The organism is Brevibacillus sedimenti (assembly GCF_020923495.1).
Classification (GTDB): domain Bacteria; phylum Bacillota; class Bacilli; order Brevibacillales; family Brevibacillaceae; genus Brevibacillus; species Brevibacillus aydinogluensis.
Window position 1 is genome coordinate 3,837,165 of sequence record NZ_CP064048.1, and the last position, 25,117, is coordinate 3,862,281.

General features: G+C 56.4%; 28 protein-coding genes, 1 pseudogene and 1 riboswitch. Of the genes and pseudogenes, 7 read left to right on the forward strand and 22 right to left on the reverse strand.

What is annotated here, in order from left to right:
- Positions 1 to 124: 124 nt before the first annotated feature.
- Complete coding sequence (locus tag IRT44_RS18785; protein ID WP_171564412.1) at positions 125 to 457, forward strand: DUF5665 domain-containing protein; 333 nt, start codon at positions 125 to 127, stop codon at positions 455 to 457.
- Positions 458 to 460: 3 nt separating this feature from the next.
- On the opposite strand, the gene IRT44_RS18790 is transcribed toward IRT44_RS18785, so the two are convergent.
- The 4 genes from IRT44_RS18790 to IRT44_RS18805 all read right to left on the reverse strand — a co-directional run bounded on the left by IRT44_RS18790 (position 461) and on the right by IRT44_RS18805 (position 3,438).
- Positions 461 to 1,759, reverse strand: a complete 1,299-nt coding sequence (locus IRT44_RS18790) for a hypothetical protein (protein WP_212131824.1) — start codon at positions 1,757 to 1,759, stop codon at positions 461 to 463.
- Positions 1,760 to 1,964: 205 nt separating this feature from the next.
- Positions 1,965 to 2,237 carry a hypothetical protein gene (locus tag IRT44_RS18795; protein WP_171564414.1) on the reverse strand — a complete coding sequence of 91 codons (273 nt, stop codon included), beginning with the start codon at positions 2,235 to 2,237 and terminating at the stop codon, positions 1,965 to 1,967.
- 10 nt (positions 2,238 to 2,247) lie between these two features.
- Positions 2,248 to 2,574: a YlaH-like family protein gene (locus IRT44_RS18800; RefSeq protein WP_230077184.1), complete on the reverse strand. Its 327-nt coding sequence runs from the start codon at positions 2,572 to 2,574 to the stop codon at positions 2,248 to 2,250.
- Positions 2,575 to 2,577: 3 nt separating this feature from the next.
- Entirely contained in the window at positions 2,578 to 3,438 is an 861-nt protein-coding gene (locus IRT44_RS18805; protein WP_171564416.1) for a deoxyribonuclease IV, read from the reverse strand.
- 159 nt (positions 3,439 to 3,597) lie between these two features.
- On the opposite strand from IRT44_RS18805, the gene IRT44_RS18810 reads away from it, so the two are divergent.
- The gene (locus IRT44_RS18810; protein WP_171564417.1) at positions 3,598 to 3,828 is read left to right on the forward strand and encodes a hypothetical protein; all 231 of its coding nucleotides are present in this window, start codon (positions 3,598 to 3,600) and stop codon (positions 3,826 to 3,828) included.
- 81 nt (positions 3,829 to 3,909) lie between these two features.
- Here IRT44_RS18810 and typA read toward each other — a convergent pair whose 3' ends face one another.
- The 6 genes and pseudogenes from typA to IRT44_RS18840 form a co-directional block, all read right to left on the reverse strand.
- Positions 3,910 to 5,751, reverse strand: a complete 1,842-nt coding sequence (gene typA / locus IRT44_RS18815; RefSeq protein ID WP_230077185.1) for a translational GTPase TypA — start codon at positions 5,749 to 5,751, stop codon at positions 3,910 to 3,912.
- 171 nt (positions 5,752 to 5,922) lie between these two features.
- Entirely contained in the window at positions 5,923 to 6,327 is a 405-nt protein-coding gene (gene speD / locus IRT44_RS18820; protein WP_171564419.1) for an adenosylmethionine decarboxylase, read from the reverse strand.
- Between the two features lie 234 nt (positions 6,328 to 6,561).
- Positions 6,562 to 7,158, reverse strand: a complete 597-nt coding sequence (locus tag IRT44_RS18825; RefSeq protein ID WP_230077186.1) for a hypothetical protein — start codon at positions 7,156 to 7,158, stop codon at positions 6,562 to 6,564.
- A gap of 324 nt (positions 7,159 to 7,482) precedes the next feature.
- On the reverse strand, positions 7,483 to 8,007 hold the full coding sequence (locus IRT44_RS18830) for a DUF4446 family protein (protein WP_171564421.1): 525 nt from the start codon (positions 8,005 to 8,007) through the stop codon (positions 7,483 to 7,485).
- Between the two features lie 76 nt (positions 8,008 to 8,083).
- Positions 8,084 to 8,737, reverse strand: a complete 654-nt coding sequence (locus IRT44_RS18835) for an endonuclease III domain-containing protein (protein ID WP_230077187.1) — start codon at positions 8,735 to 8,737, stop codon at positions 8,084 to 8,086.
- 186 nt (positions 8,738 to 8,923) lie between these two features.
- Positions 8,924 to 9,205, reverse strand: a pseudogene (locus IRT44_RS18840) (hypothetical protein); the annotation flags it as partial.
- Between the two features lie 406 nt (positions 9,206 to 9,611).
- Here IRT44_RS18840 and IRT44_RS18845 point away from each other — a divergent pair.
- Positions 9,612 to 10,262 (forward strand): YktB family protein, encoded by a 651-nt coding sequence (locus IRT44_RS18845; protein WP_230077189.1) that lies wholly within the window; start codon positions 9,612 to 9,614, stop codon positions 10,260 to 10,262.
- Between the two features lie 115 nt (positions 10,263 to 10,377).
- Here the strand turns inward: IRT44_RS18845 and IRT44_RS18850 are convergent, their stop codons facing one another.
- Entirely contained in the window at positions 10,378 to 11,487 is a 1,110-nt protein-coding gene (locus tag IRT44_RS18850) for an NAD(P)H-dependent flavin oxidoreductase (protein ID WP_311837315.1), read from the reverse strand.
- Between the two features lie 39 nt (positions 11,488 to 11,526).
- On the opposite strand from IRT44_RS18850, the gene IRT44_RS18855 reads away from it, so the two are divergent.
- Positions 11,527 to 12,999: an aminotransferase class I/II-fold pyridoxal phosphate-dependent enzyme gene (locus IRT44_RS18855; protein ID WP_171564425.1), complete on the forward strand. Its 1,473-nt coding sequence runs from the start codon at positions 11,527 to 11,529 to the stop codon at positions 12,997 to 12,999.
- A gap of 112 nt (positions 13,000 to 13,111) precedes the next feature.
- Here the strand turns inward: IRT44_RS18855 and IRT44_RS18860 are convergent, their stop codons facing one another.
- The 5 genes from IRT44_RS18860 to IRT44_RS18880 all read right to left on the reverse strand — a co-directional run bounded on the left by IRT44_RS18860 (position 13,112) and on the right by IRT44_RS18880 (position 17,464).
- Positions 13,112 to 15,208 (reverse strand): hypothetical protein, encoded by a 2,097-nt coding sequence (locus IRT44_RS18860; protein WP_230077191.1) that lies wholly within the window; start codon positions 15,206 to 15,208, stop codon positions 13,112 to 13,114.
- Between the two features lie 118 nt (positions 15,209 to 15,326).
- On the reverse strand, positions 15,327 to 15,452 hold the full coding sequence (locus IRT44_RS18865; protein ID WP_171564427.1) for a GapA-binding peptide SR1P: 126 nt from the start codon (positions 15,450 to 15,452) through the stop codon (positions 15,327 to 15,329).
- Positions 15,453 to 15,603: 151 nt separating this feature from the next.
- Positions 15,604 to 16,407 carry an alpha/beta hydrolase gene (locus IRT44_RS18870; protein WP_171564428.1) on the reverse strand — a complete coding sequence of 268 codons (804 nt, stop codon included), beginning with the start codon at positions 16,405 to 16,407 and terminating at the stop codon, positions 15,604 to 15,606.
- Positions 16,408 to 16,459: 52 nt separating this feature from the next.
- Entirely contained in the window at positions 16,460 to 16,759 is a 300-nt protein-coding gene (locus IRT44_RS18875) for a DUF3055 domain-containing protein (RefSeq protein WP_171564429.1), read from the reverse strand.
- Between the two features lie 180 nt (positions 16,760 to 16,939).
- Positions 16,940 to 17,464 carry a MarR family winged helix-turn-helix transcriptional regulator gene (locus tag IRT44_RS18880; protein WP_171564430.1) on the reverse strand — a complete coding sequence of 175 codons (525 nt, stop codon included), beginning with the start codon at positions 17,462 to 17,464 and terminating at the stop codon, positions 16,940 to 16,942.
- A gap of 184 nt (positions 17,465 to 17,648) precedes the next feature.
- On the opposite strand from IRT44_RS18880, the gene IRT44_RS18885 reads away from it, so the two are divergent.
- Entirely contained in the window at positions 17,649 to 18,077 is a 429-nt protein-coding gene (locus IRT44_RS18885) for a DUF1885 family protein (protein ID WP_171564431.1), read from the forward strand.
- Between the two features lie 60 nt (positions 18,078 to 18,137).
- Here IRT44_RS18885 and IRT44_RS18890 read toward each other — a convergent pair whose 3' ends face one another.
- The 5 genes from IRT44_RS18890 to dapD all read right to left on the reverse strand — a co-directional run bounded on the left by IRT44_RS18890 (position 18,138) and on the right by dapD (position 22,690).
- Positions 18,138 to 18,557: a DUF4912 domain-containing protein gene (locus tag IRT44_RS18890; protein WP_311837303.1), complete on the reverse strand. Its 420-nt coding sequence runs from the start codon at positions 18,555 to 18,557 to the stop codon at positions 18,138 to 18,140.
- Between the two features lie 66 nt (positions 18,558 to 18,623).
- Entirely contained in the window at positions 18,624 to 19,217 is a 594-nt protein-coding gene (locus IRT44_RS18895; RefSeq protein ID WP_171564433.1) for a hypothetical protein, read from the reverse strand.
- A 378-nt stretch (positions 19,218 to 19,595) separates the two neighbouring features.
- The gene (locus IRT44_RS18900; protein WP_230077193.1) at positions 19,596 to 20,741 is read right to left on the reverse strand and encodes an N-acetyldiaminopimelate deacetylase; all 1,146 of its coding nucleotides are present in this window, start codon (positions 20,739 to 20,741) and stop codon (positions 19,596 to 19,598) included.
- Positions 20,742 to 20,745: 4 nt separating this feature from the next.
- Positions 20,746 to 21,963, reverse strand: a complete 1,218-nt coding sequence (locus IRT44_RS18905; RefSeq protein ID WP_230077194.1) for an aspartate aminotransferase family protein — start codon at positions 21,961 to 21,963, stop codon at positions 20,746 to 20,748.
- Between the two features lie 16 nt (positions 21,964 to 21,979).
- On the reverse strand, positions 21,980 to 22,690 hold the full coding sequence (gene dapD / locus IRT44_RS18910; RefSeq protein ID WP_171564436.1) for a 2,3,4,5-tetrahydropyridine-2,6-dicarboxylate N-acetyltransferase: 711 nt from the start codon (positions 22,688 to 22,690) through the stop codon (positions 21,980 to 21,982).
- Between the two features lie 92 nt (positions 22,691 to 22,782).
- A riboswitch (Lysine riboswitch) is annotated at positions 22,783 to 22,969 on the reverse strand.
- 149 nt (positions 22,970 to 23,118) lie between these two features.
- Between dapD and IRT44_RS18915 the strand changes: the two genes are divergently transcribed.
- Positions 23,119 to 23,562 (forward strand): flavodoxin, encoded by a 444-nt coding sequence (locus IRT44_RS18915; RefSeq protein ID WP_171564437.1) that lies wholly within the window; start codon positions 23,119 to 23,121, stop codon positions 23,560 to 23,562.
- 125 nt (positions 23,563 to 23,687) lie between these two features.
- Positions 23,688 to 24,233: a GNAT family N-acetyltransferase gene (locus tag IRT44_RS18920; RefSeq protein ID WP_171564438.1), complete on the forward strand. Its 546-nt coding sequence runs from the start codon at positions 23,688 to 23,690 to the stop codon at positions 24,231 to 24,233.
- Between the two features lie 62 nt (positions 24,234 to 24,295).
- Here IRT44_RS18920 and IRT44_RS18925 read toward each other — a convergent pair whose 3' ends face one another.
- Entirely contained in the window at positions 24,296 to 25,105 is an 810-nt protein-coding gene (locus IRT44_RS18925; RefSeq protein WP_171564439.1) for an EcsC family protein, read from the reverse strand.
- Positions 25,106 to 25,117 lie beyond the last annotated feature (12 nt).

The following is a 25,117-nucleotide window of genomic DNA, read 5'->3' on the forward strand; positions in this document are numbered from 1 at the left end:
TACGTCTATTGTACCTACCCGCCTGGCGATAGGCAAACCTTTCCGTCCAACACCTTGCTTCTCACCCGTTTTTTTCCTACACTGATACGTAACGGGAACGAATGCAAGACAGGAGGAGAGCCGCATGCCCCCATCCCCCACCGACCGCTTGCTGGCCAAGATCGACAAGCTGCTGGCAGAGCTGCAGGAAGTGCGCAAACTGAACGAACGGATGGACAAAATCGCCCTCTTTCTGGAGGATATCCGCCTCGCCGACGTGATTCAAAATTATACAGCCCCGAGCAAGCTGCTGTGGATCAACTTCCTCGCAGGTCTTGCCCGAGGCCTGGGATTGACGATCGGTACGGCCATCGTCCTGGTGCTGCTCGGCTCTTTTCTCAGCCAGTTCCTGTCAGTCCCGATTATCGGCGATTACATCCGCCAATTGATCGATTACGTGCAGGCCTATCGACAGTAAGCCTTATTTGTGATCGTCGTCATCACCGTGCTTTTTCCCATTGCCGTTGCCTTTCGGTCCCTTATCCTTGTCTTTCCCCTTGTCTTTGCCTTTTTCATCGTCATCGCCGTTGACCGGCTTGTTGTGCGGGATGTCGGCTTTGGCCACAAGTTTGCCGTCCAGGTACAGCTCGAGGTGGACTGCTTTCGCGCTGTACGAGCGATCGTGGTACTTCAGCTTCGCCTCAAACCGGCCGTCTTTCACTTTCACCTCGTGCTTTTTGCCGTCCGGCGCCACGACGTACAGCTTCACCTTGCCCTTGCCGTTCAGGCCGTCAATGCTTCCTTTCACGCGAACCTGTTTTTCCTTGGCATTGATCGTTGCGGTTCCCTCGATGCGGTAGCTGTGCGGCTTGTCAGCGTCGTTGATTACCTTCAGCTCCACGGATTCGGAATCGATTTTCTTGCCGTCTTTGTAAGCTGCGATCAACACCTTGCCTTTGCCGGCCTGTACGTCCTTCAGGCTGACAGAGAAAGAGCCGACGCCTTGCCACAGTTTTTTCACGTTCGCTTCTTTGGATTTGCCGTTGTACGTGACGATCACCTTGTCCGCTTCCTGGCTGATGATGCCGTTTACTTTCAGTTCCTGTTTCTTCTCATCCAACAGAGCCAAGGTGTGAATCAGCACGTCGGCCTGCACGACAGTTCCCGTGTTTACCTGCACCTTGCGGGTGTCCACCAGCTTGTCGTCCACGTACGCCTTGACTGTCGCGTACTGCGGCGTGGCGCTTACGATCGCCGTAAAGCTGACCGTGAAGGTATCCTCCGCGGTGGGAATCACTTCGATCGTGCCGCCGTTTGGCTTTTCGACGACTACTTTGGTCACATGTTCCGACACTTTCCCTTTCAGGTACGTAATTGTGTCGCGGGTCTCCGGTTTCACGCTGATGAAACCTTGTTCATCGACGTCAAAACGGACTTCCAGGTAGATGTCGGCGTAGTGTTCGCGGTAGACGCGCTCCCACTCTTCCGGATGTTCCTCGATGTACGTCCGCAATTTGGCGTCCAGCCCGATCTCTTTTACGACCAGATACAGGTGGTCGGCCTGCGTTTTCAACAGCATGTTCAGCGTCGCCGGATCGTTTGCCGCCAACTCTTTCAGATTGTATCGGGTGACGTGTTTGCTTTCATCGTTCATGACAACTTTGGTGCTGTTTGTTGCGGGTACGGGGGTGCTCGCATCTGCCAGGAGCGGAGTCACTCCCCCGATGATCGCCGCGGCAGTCACGACTGCCAATACGGGCTTGGTTCCTATTTTCTTCATGCTGCCTTCTCCTCTCTATGTAGTTCCTGCCCTGGACACCCTAACAGACGACAGGTTTCCTGCAAAGGTTGCAGTTACGACCAAAAACGGGGGATGCCGAGACCAGATTGGGACAAACGACACAAAAAAACCCCGCCTCTGGCGGAGACGGGGATAATGCCGAAGTCCCAACCGTTCTTTCGTTCGGCGGAGCCTCATGCCGGTTCTACTCGTTATACCGGGGTTCGTTTTCGATTGCAGCCAAAAGCGATTCCGCTTCCTCCGAGGGATAGCGGCGTTCCCAGACTTCGTCGGGGAAGACGCAGCGAACCACGTACCAGTCCCCTTCGCGGCGATACTCGCATTCCGATGCCTGGTGGTCCTCTCTCAAGATGTCCGCGAAAAATGCTGCCGTATCCAGAGCGGACCGGTCATCCGGCCGGGCGTCGGCGACGATTTGAATCTGCAGCCAGTTGTAGAGCGCATCCTCCCGCTTCACGACGGTTCCCTCACTTCCCGCTGCGTTCTCCCGGCTTGTTCCGCACCTTGACGATCACCAGAATGGCAACGGCGACCAAAAGTGCGCTTTTCACCGGGAGCTGCACGTCCAGAATGGCGAAAATCAATGCGCCGATAAAGAGCAGCACATACAACAGGAGCGTTTTCAGAATCGGCATGCGCCAGCGAGTGGCAAACCCGAGATAGTACACGATGATCAACTCGACAAAAATGATCCAGGTGCGGTAGTGGTCCGCCCACAAGCGGAAGCTGTCGTACGCCGACAGCTGGTCCGGTGCGGCTGGCGAATAGGTGGAGGCAAGCTCAAGCCACTCCATGCGTCACCCCTCCTGCCCCGCAGCGTCCAGGCCCTCGCGGCGCAGTTCGTGCAGGTACACCATCTCGTCTGCGTACTCCCGTTCGTCTTCCACTGGGGTTTCCAATACAACAGGCAGGTGCTGGAGTTTGTCGCTCACCAGGAATTTGGCCAGCGCTTCACTGCCAATCTCCCCTTTGCCGATTTTTTCGTGGCGGTCTTTCCGGCTGGCAAAAGGGGCCTTGCTGTCGTTGAAGTGGATCGCCACCAGGTGCTCCAGATAGCCTGTCCGCTCCATCTCTTCCAGCAGGTCGTCAAACGTCTCTCCTCTCCACTGCCCGGCGGCAAAGGCGTGGCACGTGTCAAAGCAGAACCCGATTTTCTCGGGGAAACGGGTGGCGGCGCGAATCTCCATCAGATCCCGGATCGTCAGTCCCAGTTCGGAGCCTTGGCCAGCCGTGTTTTCCAGCAGGAGCTTGACCGGACCGTCGTACTGCTCCAGAATCAGGTCCAACGTCTCTACCATTCGTTTTGTCCCGTATTCTTCCCCTTCGCCGACGTGCTTGCCGCAGTGCACCACGGCGCCGACCGCCCCGTAGGCTTCGGCAATATGCAAATCTTCCAAAATCGAGCGAATCGTCACTTCCTGCAGATCCGGCTTGGGCGTAGACAGGTTGGTGATGTAGGGGGTGTGGCAGACCAGGGTGAGATCGTGCTTTTGCAGCAGGTCCACCCCTTTGGTCGCGTCCCGGTAGTCAATTTTTTTCGGGCGCAGACCGCGCGGGTTCTTCGTAAACACCTGCAGCGATTCCGCCCCCAGCTCAATGGCGCGCAGGACTGCTTGTTCCAGTCCCTTGCCAACGCTGATATGGCATCCGATTTTCAATCTGGTTTCACTCCCACGATAAAATCTGTCCATTTAACTTTATCAGTTGGCCCGTGCCCTGTCAAAATGAGAACCCTGCGCATGCAGCAGTATCATAAAACCCGATCCGTCCGCTTACCTATGAAGTAGTGACCATTCAGCAGAGCGGGAGGGAAACGGGTGAAACATGCACAAGCGATGGCCAGCGTACAATTTTTGCAGGAGCGGTTCGCCTACCGCACCATGTACGACTCGGTGAGAAAAAGCGGACTTGGCCAAGTGCGAACGATTGTGGTGCAAAACCAGGACGGCGTAGTCCGTGTCCTGCAAAGCACCGTGCGAAACGGAACAGAATCGCTGCAGCAGATCATCCTCGCCGAGGAAGAACTAAACATCCTGAAACAGCTGTAGCCAATCCCACGAACAAACCGCATGACGGAAAAAAGAAAAGCCGTGCTGCCTGTATAGACAGTACGGCTTCTTCCGTTGTCGTTACGCCTGTGCCTGCGCTTCCCAGCGTTTTTGCTTTTCGTAGCGCTCCCGCTCCGACTTGGTCAGGAACTTCTTGCGCAGGCGGACAGACTGCGGCGTCACTTCGCACAGTTCGTCGTCGTTCAGATACTCCAGCGCTTCCTCCAGCGTCAGCAGACGGGGGGTTTTCATCTTCACCGTCTCTTCCTTGGTCGCCGAGCGGACGTTGGTGGCGTGCTTTTCCTTGCAGACGTTGACGGTCAGGTCGTTGTCCCGGTTGTGCTCGCCTACGATCATCCCCTCGTACACCTCTGTCCCCGGGGTGATAAACATCACGCCGCGGTCTTCGACGGACATCAGACCGTACGTGGTCGCTGTGCCCGTCTCGTTGGAGATCAGCACGCCGGCACGGCGGCCGCCCACGCTGCCGGGAACGTACGGACGGTAGCTGTCAAACGAATGGTTCATGATGCCGTATCCGCGGGTAATGGTCAAAAACTCGGTGCGGTAGCCGATCAACCCGCGGGAGGGAATGATGAACTCCATCCGCACCTGGCCGAAGCCGTTGTTGATCATGTTGACCATCTCTGCCTTGCGCTGGCCCAGCGTCTCCATGACGGCACCCGTGTACTCCTCCGGCACATCGATAATCAGGCGCTCCGCCGGCTCCATTTTTTGGCCGTCGATTTCCCGCACGATCACTTCCGGTTTGGAGACGGCAAGCTCAAACCCTTCCCGGCGCATGTTTTCCACCAGGATGGAGAGATGAAGTTCGCCCCGGCCGGATACGATAAACGCGTCGGGCGAATCGGTCTCCTCCACACGCAGCGACACGTCTGTCTCCAGCTCCGCCATCAACCGGTCGCGCAGTTTGCGGGAGGTGACGTGCTTGCCCTCCCGTCCGGCAAACGGACTGTTGTTGACGAGGAAGGTCATCTGCAGCGTCGGCTCGTCAATTTTCAACAGGGGCAGCGGGTCGGGATGATCGACGTGGCAGACGGTCTCGCCGACGTTGATGTCCTCCAGTCCGGCGATCGCCACAATGTCCCCCGCTTTGGCCATCTTTTGCTCCACGCGCTGCAGGCCGGAAAAGCCGAACAGCTTCTGCACGCGCATCCGCTTGATCGAGCCGTCCCGTTTGACGACAGCCACCATGTCGTTGACGTTGATCGTCCCGCGGTAAATCCGGCCGATGCCGATGCGGCCCAAAAAGTCGTTGTAATCCAGCATCGTGACCTGCATCTGCAGCGGAGACGCTTCATCCGCTTCCGGCGCCGGAATGTGCTTGACGATCGTTTCAAACAGCGGGCCCAGGTCGCCCTGCAATTGATCCGGCTCCATCCCCGCAATGCCCTGCAGACCGGATGCGTATACAATCGGAAACTCCAGCTGCTCTTCCGTCGCGTCCAGGTCGATGAACAGATCGTACACCTCGTTGATCACTTCCTGGGGACGGGCGTTTTCCCGGTCCACCTTGTTCACGACGACGATCGGCGTCACCTTCGCTTCCAGCGCCTTCTTCAGCACGAAACGGGTCTGCGGCATACAGCCTTCAAATGCGTCGACGATAAGCAGCACACCGTCCACCATGCTCATGATCCGCTCCACCTCACCGCCGAAGTCGGCGTGGCCGGGCGTGTCCAGGATGTTGATGGTATACTCCTTGTATTTGACGGACGTCGTTTTCGCCAGGATGGTAATGCCTCGCTCCCGCTCCAGATCGTTGGAGTCCATCATCCGCTCCTCCACCTGCTGGTTGCTGCGGAACGTCCCCGATTGGATCAGCAATTTGTCAACCAGCGTCGTTTTCCCGTGGTCGACGTGGGCAATAATCGCAATGTTGCGGATGTCAAGACGCTTCATGTGTACCTCCTCTAGGTATGCGTACCTTTCATATTATCAGGTTGTGAAAAACGGCACAATGGACACCTGCGATGAACGACGATTGGATGTCACTCAGCCGCCAATCCCGGAGCAGGATTGACGTAAAAGAGGTGCGGATGATTCCGCACCTCTTGGCTTTGCTGGCGATTGTTACTTGCTTGCTACTTCAAACGTCTTGATTTCCGGTTCGGAAACTTGCAGTTCGCCGGTGCCGCGTACCAGTTTCTTCGCGTACACTTTTTCCGGCTTCAGCACGGAAATCAGGTAGTCGATCGCCACTTGCGGATCGACAGTTTCGCCACAGGTGTAGCAGTCCAGAGCGGCAAATCCGCGCTCGGGATAGGTGTGAATGGACAGGTGGCTTTCCGAGAGGAGAACCAGAACGGTAGCCCCTTGAGGAGAAAACTGCTTGGCTTGCACGCCCAATACGGTGGCGCCACACGCTTCGGCAGCCTCAATCATTTCTTTCTTCAAATATTCGGCGTCGTTCAACAAATCAAACTGAACTCCCCATGTGTCAACGGCAACGTGTCTTCCGAAAGTCGAGTATTCCATCTTTCGGTTTCCCCCTTCCTAGCAAGTGTAATGTTAAACATCGCTAGGACCTGCGTCATTCACTAACGGGGGCGGTTTTCCTCATGTAATCCACCCTTTAAAGTGAATCCTGGTTCCTAATCTTGTTTCCAACGAAAACAAACATACCATGCTTCTGCCCAAATGACAATACTTTTTTTGGAGAAAAACCAGGAAAACAAAAAATGGGCGGATGCGCCCATTTTTTGCTTGCTCTTATGCTTCCAATTGAAACAAACGGCGTGACAACGCGGCCAGTCGAAGATCAATCGCATTGACCTTTTCCGGGGCCGTTCTCTTTGCCCAATTACGCAAATCAAGCCATCGATCCGTCTCTTGCCGAATCGATTCGATCTCCTGTTCGCTGCCCATCTGCCGGAACAGGGATTCCAGTTCCCGTGCAACGTTTCCGTTGGTGTTCTCGAAGATGGACACCTCTTCGTCGCCGGAGACTTCCTGAATGCTTACGACAGAGCCTTCGTCGTAATGGTAGACGATTGTAAATCCGTCGTAGATTCGGTGCACGATTCCGTGACCGCGAAATGTTTTCATGGCTTTTCGCATCGCGTTGGCCAACTGCATGTCTCGGATGAGGTAGGAACTTTCACACGAATAACGGTTGCCAGTCCGGTGGAAGGTCAGTTGGATCTCCCCGTTCTGATCCGTCAGCAACACGTCACGATCACCGTTGTCGCATACTTTAACATCGACTGAAATGTGTTCATTGGCGAAGAGAGCGACAAATCGGTCCAGCTCTTCTTCATTCATCGTGAAATAGGCCTTGGCGTAATTGGTTGCTAAACGCTGTGCCATACTATCTCCTCAATTCTTGTAAATTCCTGGCTCGTTCAGACAATAACGACTGCCAATTGAGGAGATACGCTACGTGTCAACAAAGGAACGTTGTAGAATCTGGCCTTGCCCCGTGAATCGATAATCGATTTGGGTAATGAAGGCGGATCACCTACTTTTTGTAATTAAACCGTCCTTGACACTTTTATTATACACGATGTGCAGGCAAAAGTCTTGAGCGAAAAGCGGATGAATTTTCGCAAAAAGCTCAAATATCCCCAAGAAATGGCGAGGAGGGAAAAAGAACTCCCTGAATCTGTGCAATGCGTGCCATTCCTGTAGGATTTACCGGCTTTTCTCATCCAGTCGGCCAGCACTGTTGTTCATCGCTTTGCGAATGGCGGTACGTTCTTCCTCGGAGAGCTGATAAGGAGATTCGCCGCCCTGCACCGGTTTGGCATACATGCGCGATTCATCCCGTCCGTAGATGCTGGTGATGACCACGCCGTTCTGCGCGTCGTCCACGATGGCAAGCGAAAAGCTCAAGTCGCTGCCCAGTTCGGCGAACGCATTGTAGCGGACGAGCGCCACGTTGGCACACTGGCTTCCAACGCGCTGCGCCAGGCGGTTCAGCGTAAACTGCTGGTCATCCTGCCGCTTTTTCACCTCGACCACTTCGTCCATGAGCCGGTGCATGCCCTCTTCCAGGTTGGCCCCGCCCGTCCCCGACAGCAGCCGGTTGAGCGATTTGCGCAGCCGTTTGATCCGCACGGACTGCATGATGATGAGCACGAGCAGGAGGAGGTTAAACGCGAGCACGGTCAACAGCAAGATTGGCGTGTCGGCCGTCAATGATAGGAGTGGTTCCATGCGATGTTTTCTTCCTTTCTGGTGGTGCGTAAATGCCAAAATCCTCTACTATTGTACCTCCGTCCGGTCGGGCAATTCAAATGGAATCATGCAAATATCGGCAATCGTCTGCAAACAAACAGGCCGAACAGCGGGGAAGGCGCTTTGCGCAAATCGCCTTGCCGTGCTCCACGATCAAACCGTGCAGCCGGCGCAGATCTTCCGCCTCCGTCAGCTCCGCCAGAATGGCCCGCCGCACCTGTTCGTAGGAAAGCACTTCGCCGGTGAGCCGCTGCCACAATCGACGGGTATAGGCGTCCCCGGAAATGGTCGGCCGGGTCAATGCGTAGGCCAGGATCGTGTCCGCCGTCTCCGGCCCGATTCCTTTCAGGAGCAGAAGCTGTCGGCGCAGCTCGTCCGTGCTGTCTGTCAACCGGCGAAGCCTGTCCACTCCGCCATGCTCCACGACCCACCCGGCCAGCCGCAGCAGCGCAGCGCTTTTCGCCCGCTGAAATCCGGCCGGACGAATCACCTCCGCCAGTCGTTCGGCCGTCTCGCCAGCCAGTGCCGCCGGTTCAAGCAATCCCGCCTCTTCCAGTCTGTCAAGCGCTTTGCTTGCATTGATCCAGGTCGTATTCTGCACCAGTACGCTCCCCGCCATGCGGGCGAACGGCTCGGTCACCCCCCACCACTCATCCACGGTAAACGACGGGAATGTCCGCTCCAACGTGTGGTATATGCGCTTCCACATGCGCTCATCCCTCCCGCAGACGCGTTTCCCTTTCATTGTAGCAGATACACCGCGAGCAAAAAGACGCCTTCCGCGCCCCATTCCGAGACCAAAAAAAGCGACACCTACCATGACGAGATGTCGCTTTTTTTATTCTCTATGCACATGTTCGAGACTCATCTTCCTGTACGTTCCTCCAGTCGTTCGTTACGCTTCCAGCAGCAGCATTTCACGGCTGAGCTGCTTTAACCGTTCGGTTGATTTGCGAATTTGCACCTTGTCATTCTCCTGCAGCGCATCGTACAGCGTGGCCAGTTCGTAGTCCAGTTCCAGGCGCAGGACGGGTATGCGTTCTTCGGCGTCGCGTCGTTTCAGAGCGGCAATCACCTGATCCATGGTTACATTGCAAGCCTTTTCGTGGATCATTGTTTTCTCAGCTCCTTTTGTTTCGACTGTTCTGACGGCCTCTTCCTGCCGAATGCGCTTTACCGACGAGGTGCCGGTACGTTCATTCGGCCATGCCGTCGGGGGTGTTCGCGCGGAAAAGAAACTGCCTGTAGGACTCCCTTCACGAGACGCTGCTCCCGCTTTCGAGTGTGTGCGGCATCGCGTGCCGGTGGTCCGGCCAAGCCAACCTGCCAGCTCCCCAAACTCCAGATTCCTTGTCGTAGTTCATCCACCCCCATTCACAGAATACTCAGACAATGTTGCTGCAGACGGGAGCGAGTGGTATATCATATTATTCTGCGGCTTGGATTGCTATTCATTTCCCGACATGTATTTTTTTCCGGCTTGTTATGTTATCATATGGGGGATTACAAGCTCCCTTGACGGGGACGCCTGCCCGTTTCTCGCGGGCAACTTGCGAGACAGTCTGAAGCGAGGTGTCCGTTTCATGAAAACGTTTTCAGGTTTTCGTCAGGAAGACTTTGACGTATTTGCCATTGACGGCTTGGATAACCGGATGGAGGCGATCAAAACCGTCATCCGCCCGAAACTGGAGGCGCTCGGCCATCATTTCGCCCCGACGCTCTCCACGGCGTGCGGCAGCGAAATGTTTTACCATGTGGCCAAACACGCCCGCCGGACCGTCAATCCGCCAAACGATACATGGGTGGCCTGGGCTCCCGACAAGCGCGGGTATAAAAAGCACCCGCATTTTCAGGTGGGGCTGTGGGGCACGCACCTGTTTGTCTGGTACGCCGTCATCTACGAATCGCCCGTAAAAGCAGAGATCAGTCAATCGATGAAGCGGCATCTGGATGAGATCCTGGAGATCGTCCCCGATGATTTCCGCTGGTCCCCCGACCACACCCAGCCGGACAGCACCCCGCAGGCTGAATTGGGACGGGAGGGCATCCTCAAGCTGGTGGACAGGCTGGCTGCCGTGAAAAAAGCGGAGATTCTCTGCGGCATTACCATCGACCGGCACGATCCGGTGCTGGCCGACGGCGACAAGCTGCTGCAGCGAATGGACGATACATTTGCCGTGCTGACCAGGCTGTACAACCTGTGCAGGTCCGGTTCGCTGGCTGCTTCTCGCTAAAGGTAGTGAGAATATATGCAAAAGAACAGGTCCGCTTTCTATCGAAAATGAGGCGTGCCTGTTCTTTTTTCATTGTCTCGCGTACCGGACGAGAGATGGGAATAAGCGGTATCGGCTATTCCCGCTCGACACTGGCGCGCAGCGCAGCAAGTCTTTCCTCCACCTCCCGGAACATCCGCTCGAAGAGTTCCTGCACGGTCGGCACATCGTGGATCAAGCCGATCACCTGCCCGGCCCAGCCAAAGCCTTCCTCAGCGTTCCCCTCGTAGATGAAGGTACGATTGCGCTCGCCGCTGATGTAGGGCTTCAAGCGTTCGTAGTCAGCGCCTTCCTGCTCCAGCTGCAGGATTCGGTCGGAGCCAGGGGTGCGCACGACGCGAGCGGGTGTGCCAAGCGTTCGCTTGATGACGGCCGTATCGTGCTCTGTGCCTTTTAACAGTGCGTCCTTATAGGCAGGATGGGCGTGCACGCATTCCTGCGTGGCGATGAATCGGGTGCCCATCTCCACGCCGTCCGCTCCCAACGCCATCGCCGCGAGCAGACCGCGACCGTCACCAATGCCGCCGCTGGCCAGGACGGGAATTTTCACCGAATCCACGACGCGGGGAATGAGCACAAACGTCCCGATGTCGTCACGCCCCAAATGGCCGCCGCCCTCCTGACCCACAGCCATAACTGCATCGGCACCGATCGCTTCCGCCTTTTGCGCCTGCCGCACGGAGGCGACGAGCACCAGCTTTTTCACGTCATGGCCGTCGGTTCGTCGAATCAGCGGTTCCGGATTGCCGCCGGTGATTGATATGACCTTGACGCCCTCCTCCAGCGCGACCTCCAGCATGTGTTCGTACGGACGACCGTGCTGGCCGATGGCAAAATTGACGCCGAACGGCTTGTCTGTCAGCGCTCGTACCTTGTGAATCTGTTCGCGCAGGGCCTCGGGTGACGGCAGGGACATTGCCGTGATCTGCCCCAGACCGCCGGCATTGGAGACGGCTGCAGCCAGCTCGGCGTAGGCCAGGTACGCCAATCCCCCCTGGACGATGGGATAGCGGATGTGAAGCAGTTCCGTTACTCTCGTTTTCATCCTCTTCACCTCGCTTATCACAAAACTTCTCGGTGCAGGGGCAAAACTCCTGCCTGTAAACGCATACATGAATAAAAATCCGCTTGCTTTCCCGATGCTTTTTGCTATACTCAACTTTGTTTGTTTCGTTGCATCCATCATTTTCGCATATTCATCTTTCTGGTAAAGCGAGGCGATCGTATGAGTCAAATGAAAACTCCTCTGTTCAGCGGGTTGGTGGAGCACGCCCGAAAAAATCCCATCCAGTTTCACATTCCGGGTCACAAGAAGGGCATGGGCATGCACCCGGCATTCCGCGAGTTTATCGGGGAGAATGCGCTCTCGATTGACCTCATCAACATTGCTCCTCTGGACGATCTGCATCATCCCAAGGCGATGATCAAAGAGGCTCAGGAATTGGCCGCCGAAGCGTTCGGCGCTGATCATACATTCTTTTCCGTACAAGGGACAAGCGGTGCGATCATGGCGATGATCATGGCCACCTGCAAACCCGGTGACAAGATCATCGTGCCGCGCAACGTGCATAAATCCGTCATGTCGGCGGTTATTTTTGCCGGAGCCGTTCCGGTATTCATTCACCCGGCCATGGACGAACGCCTGGGGATTTCCCACGGGATTACGGTCAAGGCCGTGCAAAAAGCGCTGCAGACCCATCCGGACGCGGCCGCTCTGCTGGTGATCAATCCCACCTATTACGGCATCGCCGGGGATCTGCGGGAAATTGTGCGCATCGCCCACCAATACGGCATTCCCGTACTCGTGGACGAGGCCCATGGCGTGCACATCCATTTTCATGAGGACCTGCCCATTTCCGCGATGCAGGCGGGGGCGGACATGGCGGCCACCAGCGTACACAAGCTGGGCGGGTCGCTCACCCAGACCTCGATTCTCAACGTGCGGGAAGGACTCGTGGACATCGACCGGGTGAAAACGGTGATGAGCATGCTGACCACCACTTCCACATCGTACATTTTGCTGGCGTCGCTGGACATGGCCCGGCAGCATCTGGTCCTGAACGGACGGGCGATGATGGACGAAGCGATTCGGCTCGCCGACAAGGCGCGGAAGATGATCAACGAGATTCCCCGCATCTACTGCATCGGCCGGGAAATACTCGGCAAACCGGCGACGTATGCAATGGACCCGACGAAGCTCCTGATCCACGTGCGGGATCTTGGCATCACCGGCTGGGAAGTGGAAAACTGGCTGCGGGACAAGTACAACATCGAAGTGGAATTGAGCGACCTGTACAACGTGCTCTGTCTCATCACCCCCGGCGACACGGACGAGACGATTGAGGTACTCGTCAACGCTCTGCGCGAGCTGGCAGTGGAATTTGCCCATGTGCAGGCGGAGGAAAAGCCGGCAATTGTCCTGCCGAGAATCCCCGTGCTGTCCATGACGCCGCGCGACGCGTTTTACGCGGAGACGGAGGTCATTCCGCTGGCGGAAGCGGAGGGCCGCGTCATTACCGAATTCATCATGGTCTACCCGCCGGGCATCCCGATTTTTCTCCCCGGCGAAGTGATTACGGCCGACAACATCGCCTACATTCAGGAAAACATTCGCGTCGGTCTCCCGGTACAGGGGCCGGAAGACGAGACGCTTCGGACCGTCAAGGTGGTCAAACAGCAGGCCGCCATCTCCGGCTAAAGACAGTGACAGCCGCTGCCTCATCTCGAGTGCAGCGGCTTTTTTGATAATCATAAACAGGCAGGCCAGGAGGGAACCACGCCCTCGCAGCCTGCCTGTTTTGTCTGAAAAATTATTTGTACACGCGGATGACAACGTTGTCCAGACCGGATTCATACACCAAGTCTAAAAACAGATCGGCGTCACTCAGCGCATCCAGGAAGTTCAGGGACACTTCGTTCTTTGTGCCGACAAAGAAGACGAAATAGATGTCTTCATAGTCGTTCTCGTCAATAATGTCGAAGAACGAGTCGTCCTCCAGCACTTTGAGGAAATTGTAATCCCGGTAATCGCCCGACGGTTCATCGTCGTCGTCATCGTCCCGCGGGTCTGTGACTGCGAGCGTGTACACGGCCGGATTGCCGTCGCGGTTATCGATCCACACCACGCGGTTGCCGCTCAGGCGAACCTCATCCATTTCCGCATCATCGGACCAGTAGTACCTGCTGTACGATTCGTCTTCAATGTCGTACAACTCGTAGCTGAAGTCTTTACTGCGCGAACCGCGCTTTTCCTTGAACAGGACCAGGTTGCGGGACGCCTGCGGTTCGATCTGATCCCCGTCCGTCCAACGCGTGAGCACATCGGTACGGTCCCGGCGAATGTCGTAATAGTACAGATCGTACGATTTGGTTTTGGATGAATATTCACTCCACACCACGACGTTGTCGCCCACGCTGGCCCCGGTAATGTCAGCATTGGTGCGCACTTCCGTCTCGTCCTCATCGTCCAGGTCGTACAGGTAAATGCTGTCTTTTCCGGAGCGTTCCGTTACCCACAGCACGTAGTTGCCGTAAATGTCAACAGCCTTGGGGTTGCTCACCCTTGCAATATCCTCGGTTTTCTCCGTGGACAAGTCGGTTACGTACAGATCGCGGTCATCGTCGATCCACGCCAGCTTGCTGCCGTCCAGTTCGTACAGCGTGTCGGAAGGTTCGTCCTTGCTGCTCGTCACCCTCTTCTGGGTACCGCGGCGAATGTCGTACGCGATCAACGCTTCGTCCTCAGCGTCATACCAGACGACATAACGGTCGCTGACCAGGGGACGGCGCGGCTCCGAACCGGATTTGCTGATCACGGAACTGGTCTGCGTTTTTAGATCGTGCAGAACCACCGAAGATGCTTTCTTGTTTTCATTGAGGTAGACCACATAGCGGTCATCGCCGTCCGGTTGGCTCGGTTCTCCGGACAAGCCGCCGATTGGGACCAACTCTTCTTCGTCCAAGTCGTACAGATAGAGATGCACCTTCTTGTCGCCGTCTTGTTTCGCAAAGATCACGTAATCGCCGTAAATGCGCGGCGGCAGCTTGTCGTAGACCTCTTCGTCCAACTCCTCCGCATCGTCGTAGTCTACATCGCCGATCATCAGTGCACCCTCTTCGATATACACGTATGTATCTCCGTACAGATGCGGGTATGCCTGCTCGTTGGAGTCGTCCGTCAGGCGCTTGTTTCGCTCGCGGCCGATCATGTAGACGTACAGGTCGTCGTATCGCTCGTCCTGGTAAATGATCTGGTCATCATAGATCGAGGGATTGGTCTGATGGCCGAGCGAGGTAACCGCTGCGCGTTCCCGTCCGCTCTTGATGTCGTAGTAGTAAATGTCGACGTTGCCGTTTCGACGGTCTTCCCACGCGACATACGAGGGGCTTACCGTCGGTTTGCTCGCCTGGCCGCTTGTGGAGATCCGGACTTCTTCCCCGGTATTGATATTGTAGAGGTAAATGTCGGATTTTCCGCCATGCTTGCCGCTCCAGGCCACGTAGTTTCCGGCCAGTTCCAGTTCCATCGCTTCTGTCGAGCCGTCCGTCAGGCGCACTTCCTTTTTCTTTGCGATGTCGTACAGGTAGACATCCGAACCGCCGTGACGGGAATCGATCCAGGACACGTACTTGCCATCCACGCGCAGGTGGGATTTGGCAGATTGCTTGTCCCCGATTTGGCTTTCTTTATGCTCATCGAGATCATACAGAGTGATAACTTTTTCGCCCTCTGCGATCCAGACAGCGTAATCCTTGGAAATGTCAAAACCGGCTTTGGAAATGACCGGATTGCCTGAGTCGATGCGGACTTCTTCCCCTACGTAGTACGCAAAAGCCGGAGTCCCGCTCCACAGGGTCGTGGCCAGCAGCGCCGCCGCCAACAAACCTCGGATGGGGGTTCTCTTCATTGTAACGATTCCTCCTTTTGTGACGTTTCTCCCTCTTTTACCAATTATCCGACATATGGCAATGGATGTCAAAAAAAATCAGGCGCTATCAACAAGCGCCTGACGAACTATTTGCATGTTACTCCTGTTCCTGTTTTTCACTGGGGCAGCAGTCGCAGTTGCAGATCCCGTACAGCGTTTTCACCTGGTTGCTTTCAAAATGCTCGATAATCGTCCCACAACTCTGACAAACAATCGTACCCATATTCGAAATCCCTCCGCGTTCGTACTGCCTAAGCGCAGATCAGCCAAAAGTGACATCAAAATGTGATGGTACTTTTATATTAATATGACATACTAATGAGAGTCAATACGAAAAACACACACAATATCGCCAATTTAGTATGTCACATTTATCATTGACCACCGTGTCGCTTCAGCCACTCCAGCATCTGCCGCAGCACGTCCTCCCGCTCGGGTTCGTTCAGCACTTCGTGGCGCAGTCCGGGAAAACGGACAAAGGTGACCTCCGCCGGCAAGCCGGACGCAAACCGTTCCACTCCGTCCGGATCGACCAGTTGGTCATCTCCTGCCTGCAGCACCAGCACGGGAAGGTCAAGCCGCTCCCGCTCTTCCCAGGCGGCCCGCATGGCCCGGTTGAGCTCCTGGAACCAGCGGACGCTCACTTTGGAATAGATGTACGGATCGTTTACGTATTCCGCCTGCACCTGCGGATCGCGGGAGACCATGTCCGCCGTGATCCCGTTTGCCATCACCAGCCTGGGCATGGCGCGATCCAGCCATTGCGCCAGCCTGGCCTTCCACACTGGCACGTCGATCTTCAACTGCAGGCAGGGCGAACTGAGCATCAACCCGGCCAGCTGACGCCGCTTCTCATACCGCTGGACAAACCGCACCGCCACCAGACCGCCCATGCTGTGCCCCAGGAGAAAAACGGGCCGCTCGTCTCCAGCTGCCTTGAGCGCCCGCTCCGTCCAGGTTTCCACGGCGTCCAGATACTGTGAAAACGAATCAATGTGCCCCTTTTTCCCCGGCGAACGACCCCACCCGGGCAGATCCCCGCTGAATACATCCACGCGGTGGTCATTCAAAAAGGCCGCCACATGCTTGTAGCGTCCGTGATGCTCGCCAGTTCCGTGCACCAGCACGACCGCCGCGACCGGATCGGCGACCGTCCAGGCATGGAAATAGCTGTCCATTCTCCTCCCTCCCCAAGACAAAAACGGGCAGAAGGAATCCTTCTGCCCGATGTCAGTACTGGTTATCTTCCAACGGCACCGATGGCAAACACTCCTGGAAAAACTGCGACAGCATTTCTGCTTCATTCTGGCAGTCGATCCGAAAAACCTTTTTCAGGTACTCTGGATTGACCGCGTCCTCCGAACTGAGAAGAGTGGATTGCCCCGTCTGCATACAGATGACCAGCGGCTTACCATCAAACTTGTTGGTGAAGACGATCCCAAAGTCGTGCCGTGCAAGTTCCGTCGCAACACCGAAGAAGCGCACCTGAGCAGTCTCCGCAACGTCGTACAAGTGGTCGAACCGTTCCATCAGCAATCCCTCCTCATAGCATTGATGTCCGAAAAGCAAATTGATGAAATTTTCGGATTGTTTATCAGTATATCAAAAAAAGCGGCAGATTTCCACCCCTGCCCTCGCAGCAGCCTCGTGGCCGCACAAAAGCGCCTGGGTGTTCTGCCGCCTCTTTTGCTCACCAATCCTGCTGTGATCCTAGCTGATCAGATGGCGAAGGTTGGGAACGCGGTCCTCCCCTTCCTGAATCCAGCGAACTTTTTCCGCTCCATGCAACGATTGGGCGACAAACGACAAACATTCAAAGAACAGTTCCACAACGGCCGAACTGTACCGCTCCTCCAGCTTTTCCAGCGCATAGGTGAGCCGAAATATCGACGGTACGTTCCGCCTGCTCGCTTCGATCACTTCCCGTCCCTTCTGCGTCGGGTAGACGTGCACCACGCGCCCGTCCAGCTCCGACTTTTCGATCGAGACCATCCCTTTTTCCACCAGCTTTTTGATATGAATGACGATGGAAGACGGATGCCAAAAGGTCCATTCAGCGATCTGCGTCACGCGGACGCCTTCGTAGCAGTAAATGATCCAGAGAATATTCAATTGCACGGACGAATCCAGCTCCGCTTCCTTGGCCGCCCGTTCCCAGTCTTCCTTGTTGACGACATCAATGGCGCGCATCGTGTTTAATGCTTCATAAACGTTTCGAATTGAAACCTCGTGCATCGGGTCCATTCCTCCACGATCCTTTATCATTGTTTCTCTTTCCTGTAATGAATGTGATATTTATTTTACACTTTTCAGAAAAGACGCGCAATTATTTTCCTTGTAACATGTCGCATTGCCAATGAGTGGCAGGAAATGCTACACTAATCGCAAGAGATTCCCGGGACTAGGAGTGACGGCAATCGTGAACCTGAAATCGGCCTACATCTATTTCGTGGAAGGTTCCACAGCCACGAAAGCAGACATCGACGACGTCAAGGCAAAGTTTGAGCGATACATTGAGATGACGAAAAAAACGGGGGAACAACTGGGGTGGACCTACGCGGACGCCGCCTTTCCGTACGTGATCGAGGAGCGGCCGGAAGGGAAGGGTTCCTGGTTTTTGCTGAAAGGCAAGGATCCCAATCTTTACAAGGCCATCATCGTGGGCGTGGGCTCCCGCGAGGAGAACGGCCAGGAGCAGTTTTTCATTCAGGTCTCCCTGCCGGAGTCGGCCACGCACGGCGATATGAACAAGGCAAATGAATTCTGCCGCTATTTGGCCCGCGAATACAAGGCGGAGCTGCACCTGTTCAACAAACGCATCCAGTACTTCCAGCCGCGCAAACCGTGAGCGGCCGGACGACAAAAAAAGGCTCTCCCGAGTGGAGAGCCGTTTTAATGCGTACGTTGATCAAATCGGTTGAGATCGGGACAGCGAATAAAATCTGCCATCAACCATTCGAATCCCCAAATCCACACAGTAGCGCAAGCCCTGTGTGACGCCGTAGAGGATCCACTCCGATGAGCGGTGGTTAATGTCAAAGTCAGTGTAGAGGTCGGTGCCGTCGTTGCGGATCTCGTTGCGGTCTGTCACATCAAAGAGGCGGAGGACAAATGGCAGTTCGGCAAACGGGATGGCAAATTTCCGCTCCACTTCCCGTTCGAACTCCTTTGTCATGTGCCATTGGGCCAGGATCGAATGCTCATCTTTCCAGGCAATCCGTATACTCGGGCCTTCTATGTCTGTGGATGACCGCGCGGGATTTGTCTCCATTCGCTCCCATCGTTCCTTTCTCTCATGTACTTGCATCAGGGTGACGCAAAACGTCATTTGTTACTCATTATACCATGACAACAAGCCATGTGGAAACGCGACCAAGCCAATTTTCTCATTGGGCTATCGTCCGACGGTAAAGCTGTTTTCACCGACGGTGATGTACTCGTTGGACTTCTCTGTCTTCATCTGCAGCTGCACTTTGTACGTTCCGTACAGTTCCAATTTGGTGGAGACAAACGGTTCGGAGAAGTAGAAGCTGTTGGCGTTCAGCGTCGAGTACTTCCACTCTTTGCCGTGGTCTACCTCTTTGCCGTCCGGGCCGATCAGCACCAGGCGCAGCCTCAGGTCTTTCGTCACCGGCGCGTCATCCACCTCGACAAACACGTTAAACGTCCGGGGCACGTCCTTGTCGCTGTACCCTTTGATCGGATTGCTGAAAATGATGTTCTTGTTGCGGGATTGCTGAATGCCTTCCAGCACGAGAATATTGACGTTCGGCTTGACGATCTCCAGTTTTCCGGAGCGTTGATCGTACTCGACAAAGCCTCCCATCCGCTTGACCAGTTTCTGCATCGAAGCGCTCGTGGAAGCGGGCAAGCTGTCGACGATGCGCTCGCCGCTCAGATAGACCCGCATCGCGCCTTCGCCCAGGGCCGTGCTTCCAACTCCGGCGATCGTCAGCAACAACAGGGCAGACAACCATGCTTTCTTCATGTCACAATCCTCCAGTATGTTCTGCGCCTCTCTCAGCGCGTAATTTCCCAATTTCTTTTGCATTAACTTATACGCCCAAGCCGGCAAATAGTTGTGGTCGCCACGCAAACTTTTTTCACAATATCCACAATATCCACAGGCGGATCTCGTGCTGGAGGAAGGACTTATCAACACTCTATTCAGATAAAAGAAAAAGCGACTCGCGTGGAGTCGCTTCAGCATGCAGACAAAGTCCGAGGCGCATGGGAGATCGGGCCCGCTCGCTCGCTTGACGCCCAGCACAGAAGCGGATGAAGTCCGCTCCAAAACGAGACGCGGGGCCCATCCCTCCATGCGACGATGTACATTGTCTACGGCTTCGGTTGATGAATGGGTCGCTCAGATCGGCCATTCCTCCTGTCCGGACAGCCAGGTCAGATAGTCCGTCACCAGGCTGATTGCGATGTCGATCGCCCGCTCGTCCGGTTCGATCTTTGCATGATGCAGGCCGTAGGGGGTATTCACCCCGAGCCAGAACAAAAAGCCGGGGATTTCTGACAGGAAAAAGCCGAAGTCCTCTCCCGTCATCGCTTCGCTGCAGCGAATCGGCGTGATGTCCGGGCGCTGGGTGCCCACCCACTCCATGAACTGCTCCGTCAGCAGCTCATGATTGTACACCTGGCAGTACCCGCAGCCGTAATCGATGGCAGCCGTGCACTCGAAACCCGCTTCGATACCTTTGACCAGCGCCTCGATGCGGCTTTTCACCCGGGCCATCGACTCCAGCGACATCGTCCGGATTGTTCCTTCCAACCGCGCTGTTTCCGCGATGATGTTCTGCCGGGTGCCCCCTTCGATTTTGCCCACCGTCACGACGGCCGCATCGAGCGGATCGACGTTGCGGGCCACAATCGACTGCAGCTGCGTCACCAGATGGCTGGCCGCCACCACCATGTCGTTTGCCTTGTGGGGAAAGGCCGCGTGCCCCCCTTTGCCGGTCAGCTCAATCATCAGCTCCGAGGTGTTGGCAAACAGGATACCCGGCTTGGTGGCGATGTGTCCCACCGGGTACTCCGGCGCGATATGCAGCGCAAAGATGCAGTCAGGCCGCCACTCAGCAAATTCTTCGCTCTCCATCATCGGCTTGGCGCCGCCCGGTCCTTCTTCGGCCGGCTGAAACACGAAGAGCAGATCGTCATCGACGGGATGGTGCACAAAATGGGTCAGAATGCCCAGCCCGATCGCCATGTGCATGTCGTGGCCGCAGGCGTGCATGTACCCCTCGTGCTTGGAGCGGAACGGATAGGTCGTCTCCTCCCGGATCGGCAGACCATCCATGTCCGCCCGCCAGGCGATCGTCCGCCTGGGATGAAGCCCGCGCACCCTGACGAGAATGCCGGTGCGCCAGGTCCTGATCTGCAGGCGCTCCTGCGGCAGCCGCTCCAGATAGTCCAGCAGGTAGCGCTGCGTTTTGTACTCCGCAAAACCGGGTTCAGGTATTTGATGCAAGTCGCGGCGAATCTGCACAAACGCAGAATCGGTCATCCCTCTACACTTCCTTTCCGGTGCCGAGCGCCGTCAGCTGACGGGCAAACTCGTCGATAAACCGGTCCACATCTGCCCGCGTCAAGGTAAGCGGAGGCAGCAGGCGGACGATCGTCTTTTGCGTCACGTCGACGAGGAAGCCCGCAGCCAGCAGGTTTTGCTGCAGCCGGGCCGCTTCTTCGGGTGTAACGTTCAGCGGAATGCCCACCATCATCCCTTTGCCGCGCAGTGCATGAAGCTGCTCCGGCAGGCGGTGTCTCAGCTCTTCCAGACGGCCCCACAGGTAGCCGATCACGTCGCTCACCTGGTCACAAAAAGCCGGGTCGAGCAATTCGTCCAGCACCGCATTGCCCAGCGCGGCGGAGAGCGGCGAGGGCGCAAAGGTGGTGCCGTGATCCCCCGGCTTGAACAGATTCATCAGCCGTTGGCCGGCGATCACCCCGCCGAGCGGCAGACCGCCGCCCACTCCTTTGGCAAACAGGATCAAATCAGGCGTCACTCCGGCGTGCTGATACGCGAACAGACGACCCGTTCGTCCCATGCCGGTCTGGATTTCATCCATGGCAAACAGCACGCCCTCTTCCCGGCAGATCGCCTCCGCTTCCCGCAGAAACGCTTCGGAAAGCGGCACCACACCGCCGGAGCCGAGCACCGGCTCCATCAGGAGGGCGGCTGGCTTTTCGCTGCGGCAGACGGCGCGAAGCTGTTCTGCGTCTTCTGCATCCAGCTCGTAGACGGGAAAGTCAGGCTGGGGAAAATCCTGATAGACATGGGGCTGCCGCGTCAGCCGCACCGCTCCCAGCGTGCGCCCATGGAAACTGTTGCGCAGGACGGCGATACCCGACCGGCCGGCCCCCTCCGCTTTTGTCCATTTGTGAATCAGCTTGATCGCCGCTTCCGTCGCCTCCGCCCCGGAGTTGGAGAAAAAGACCTTGCCGGGGATGGTGTTGTCGATCAGCCGCTGTGCCAGCCGGATCGCCGGCGGGTTGAGAAAGATGTTGGAGATGTGCAAAAACCGCTCGCCCTGCTCCCGGAGCGCCTGGACAATCCGCGGATGGGAGTGGCCGAGAACATTGACGGCCAGTCCGGTAAACAGGTCAAGATACGCCCGGCCGTCGGTGTCGTACAGATAGTTGCCCTCTCCTCTGGCGATTGCGATCGGCAGCCGTTTGTACGTCGGGACGATGTACTGTTCGTCGAGTGAACGCCAGTCCGTAGCCATCTTCTCACTCACGCTCCTACAGTTGCCGCAGCTCCTGCTTGATTTCCGTCTTGGAGCGTGTCTTTTCGTCGATCTGCTTGATGATGCGCGCCGGAGTGCCAGCCACGACCACGTTCGGCGGAACGTCCTCGATGACGACCGCACCGGCAGCCACGACGGAACCTTTGCCGACGCGAACGCCTTCCAGAATCACCGCGTTGGCACCGACTACCACGTCGTCTTCAATCACGACCGGCTGGGCGGACGGCGGTTCGATCACGCCTGCGATGACTGCACCGGCACCGATGTGGCAGTTTTTCCCGATAGTGCCGCGGCCGCCGACCACCACGTTCATGTCGATCATCGTTCCTTCTCCGATGACAGCGCCAATGTTGATCACGGCCCCCATCATGATGACGGCGTTGTTGCCGATGCTCACCTGGTCGCGGATGATCGCGCCCGGCTCGATGCGCGCCTGGATGCCTTTCGTGTCCAGCAGCGGAATGGCGGAGTTGCGGCGGTCGCTTTCCACCACGTAATCGGCGATTTTATCCTTATGCTGTTGCAGCACCGGCTCGATTTCCTTCCATTCGCCGAAGACCACGCCCGTGCCGTTGCTGATAAACGTTTTGGCGCTTGGGCCGAAGTCGATGCCGTCCAGCTCCCCTTTCAGGTATACCTTCACCGGCGTTTTCTTTTCGCTTTTTTGAATAAACGAGATAATTTCATGCGCATCCATCATGTTCACTGTGAATCTCCTCCATCACATGTATGTGAAAATGTAGAAAAAGCAATGAGTGCAGACGCTATCCTCATTGCTTTTTTGATACCTGAAAGCAAACCGTAAATAGCGCTCCACGAAAGGCCGTGCCTTTCATGACAGGGCGACCGTTGTTCACGGGAACCCCAGCCCTCGCCGTCCGAGGGGTACGGCCAGAACTTCGGCGCCTTGGCCTTTCCGTCTTTCCACGCCCCCCGCGTTTGTATGGCAAGACGTACTCTTCCGCAGCGCACCTCTATTTGTTAATGGTTATGGAATTTCCTTTTACTCTATCAAAATCCTCCCCGGGTGGCAACATCTGAATGAAGAAGAAGCGAAACATAATAGTTGACAACGATAATCATTTTCATTATCTTGTAATTGAAAATGATAACCATTATCTATTCGGAGGGCTTATGAAAACGATAATTCTCGTTTATGCAAGCATGACAGGAAACACCCGGGAGATGGCCGATGCGATCGTCGAGGGCATTCGCTCGGCGGGAATCGAACCGGAGGTAAAGGAAGTGCTGGACTGCTCCGCTTCCGATTTGGCCGACTATGACGGCATTGTGCTTGGTGCCTACACGTGGGGAGACGGAGAACTGCCAGACGAGTTTCTGGATTTTTACGAAGAGATGGAAGGGCTTGACCTGCGGGGCAAAAAAGCGGCGGTATTCGGCTCTTGCGACTCCGGCTACGAAAAAGTGGGAGCCGCCGTCGACATTCTGCTGGAAAAAGTAACTGCGCTGGGCGCAGACGTCCCGTTGAACGGGTTGAAGGTGGAACTGTCCCCGTCCGCCCAGGAGAAGGAAACCTGCCGGGAATTCGGACGTTCGTTTGCACAGTCGCTGATGTAGCAAAAGAGCGCTAGCGCCCCATCCGTACGGTTCCGGCCAATCTGCCAAGCCGTCTTTTCAAAAAGGACGCATACGTGATACACTGGCGGTCCAGATTCTATCAAGAGGATAAGGAGGACCGCCCCATGTCTTCACAGGCACCCAGCGTGTACATCCGCCCCCTGACGGCAAATGACGCACCGGCCATGTTGGACCTGCGCGTTCGCAATCAGGCGTTTCTTCAACCGTTTGAACCGATCCGTCCCGCGTCGTTTTTTACCCTGGAGGGACAGCGGGAGCAGCTGGCGTCCGCCGAGCGCGACTTCGCGGCGGGTACCGCCTACGCATTTGGCGTTTTTCTGCGTGAAGGCGACGAGCTGATCGGCCGCGTCAACCTTACCAACATCGTGCGTGGCGCCTGGCAAAACGCCACCATCGGCTACTTTCTCGACCAGTCATGTGGCGGACGCGGCTGTATGACGCAGGCCGTCCGGCAGGTGCTGGATTTTGCGTTTGCCAAAGCCGAACTGCACCGCGTACAGGCGGCGGTCATGCCGCGCAACACGGCCTCCATCCGCGTGCTGGAAAAGACCGGCTTCCGCCGGGAAGGGCTGTCGCTTCGGTATCTGCAGATCAACGGCGTCTGGGAAGACCACCTGATCTTCGCGATCACGAGCGAGGAGTGGGCGTAAAGCGGCCAGTCCCGTGCCGCCCTGGCAGCGGGAAAGCCGGAGCGCACGGGACATCCTGCCCGTCAGGCTCCGGCTTCTTCCTGCCTCAGCCGCTCCAGAATCCGCCGCTTGCGGTACAGCATCCGGCCCGTTTCCGCCACATCCTGCACGGTGGAGCGGTTCAGGTAAGCGCCAAACAGCATGCCCGCCACCGGTACCATCTGAAACAGCTTTTTCCATCCAAAGTTTTCCGTGTACGTCACCACCACTTCCCGCCAACCTTGCAGTTGGGCAATGACATCCCGCTGTCTTTCGGGCTCGTCAAAGCGGGAGAGCTCCTCCAGGATCGCGCGCTTGCCGACAATGTCGGAAGAGGCAAATTGCAAACATTTGACGATGAACAGCCGCTCCCGTTTTTCCTCCGGGCGGTATCCGTAACAGAGTGCCATCTCCTGCAGCACCTTGAGCGAGGTGCCCAACAGCAGCGGAACGTCGATCGCCAGGGTGAACAGGCCGCCCACCCCCGTTGTCGCTCCCTGCACCGTGGCAAATGCGGCGCGGGATGACACTATTTCCGCTGCCACCTGGTCCATGCTGGCCAGCGGCAATCCCTTGACGTCCTCCTGCTTGGGCCGTCCCTTACCCTGCTGGGCCTCCTGAAACCGCGCATACACCGCCTCATCGCTTACCAGATAGGTACCCCCCTGTTCCAAAAAGGCGGCCATTTCATCGACAGCCGTCCCCAGCTTTTCCCTGACGACGGCAGGCGTAATGCGGTCCAACAGCACAAATGGCAGCCGGCCCAGCTTTTCCCAGAACCACAGGTCCTTCTGATCCCGTTCCCACGCTTCCACTTCGTTCAACGCCCGCAAGAGCATCTCTCTCGTCTCCATGCTGACTCTACT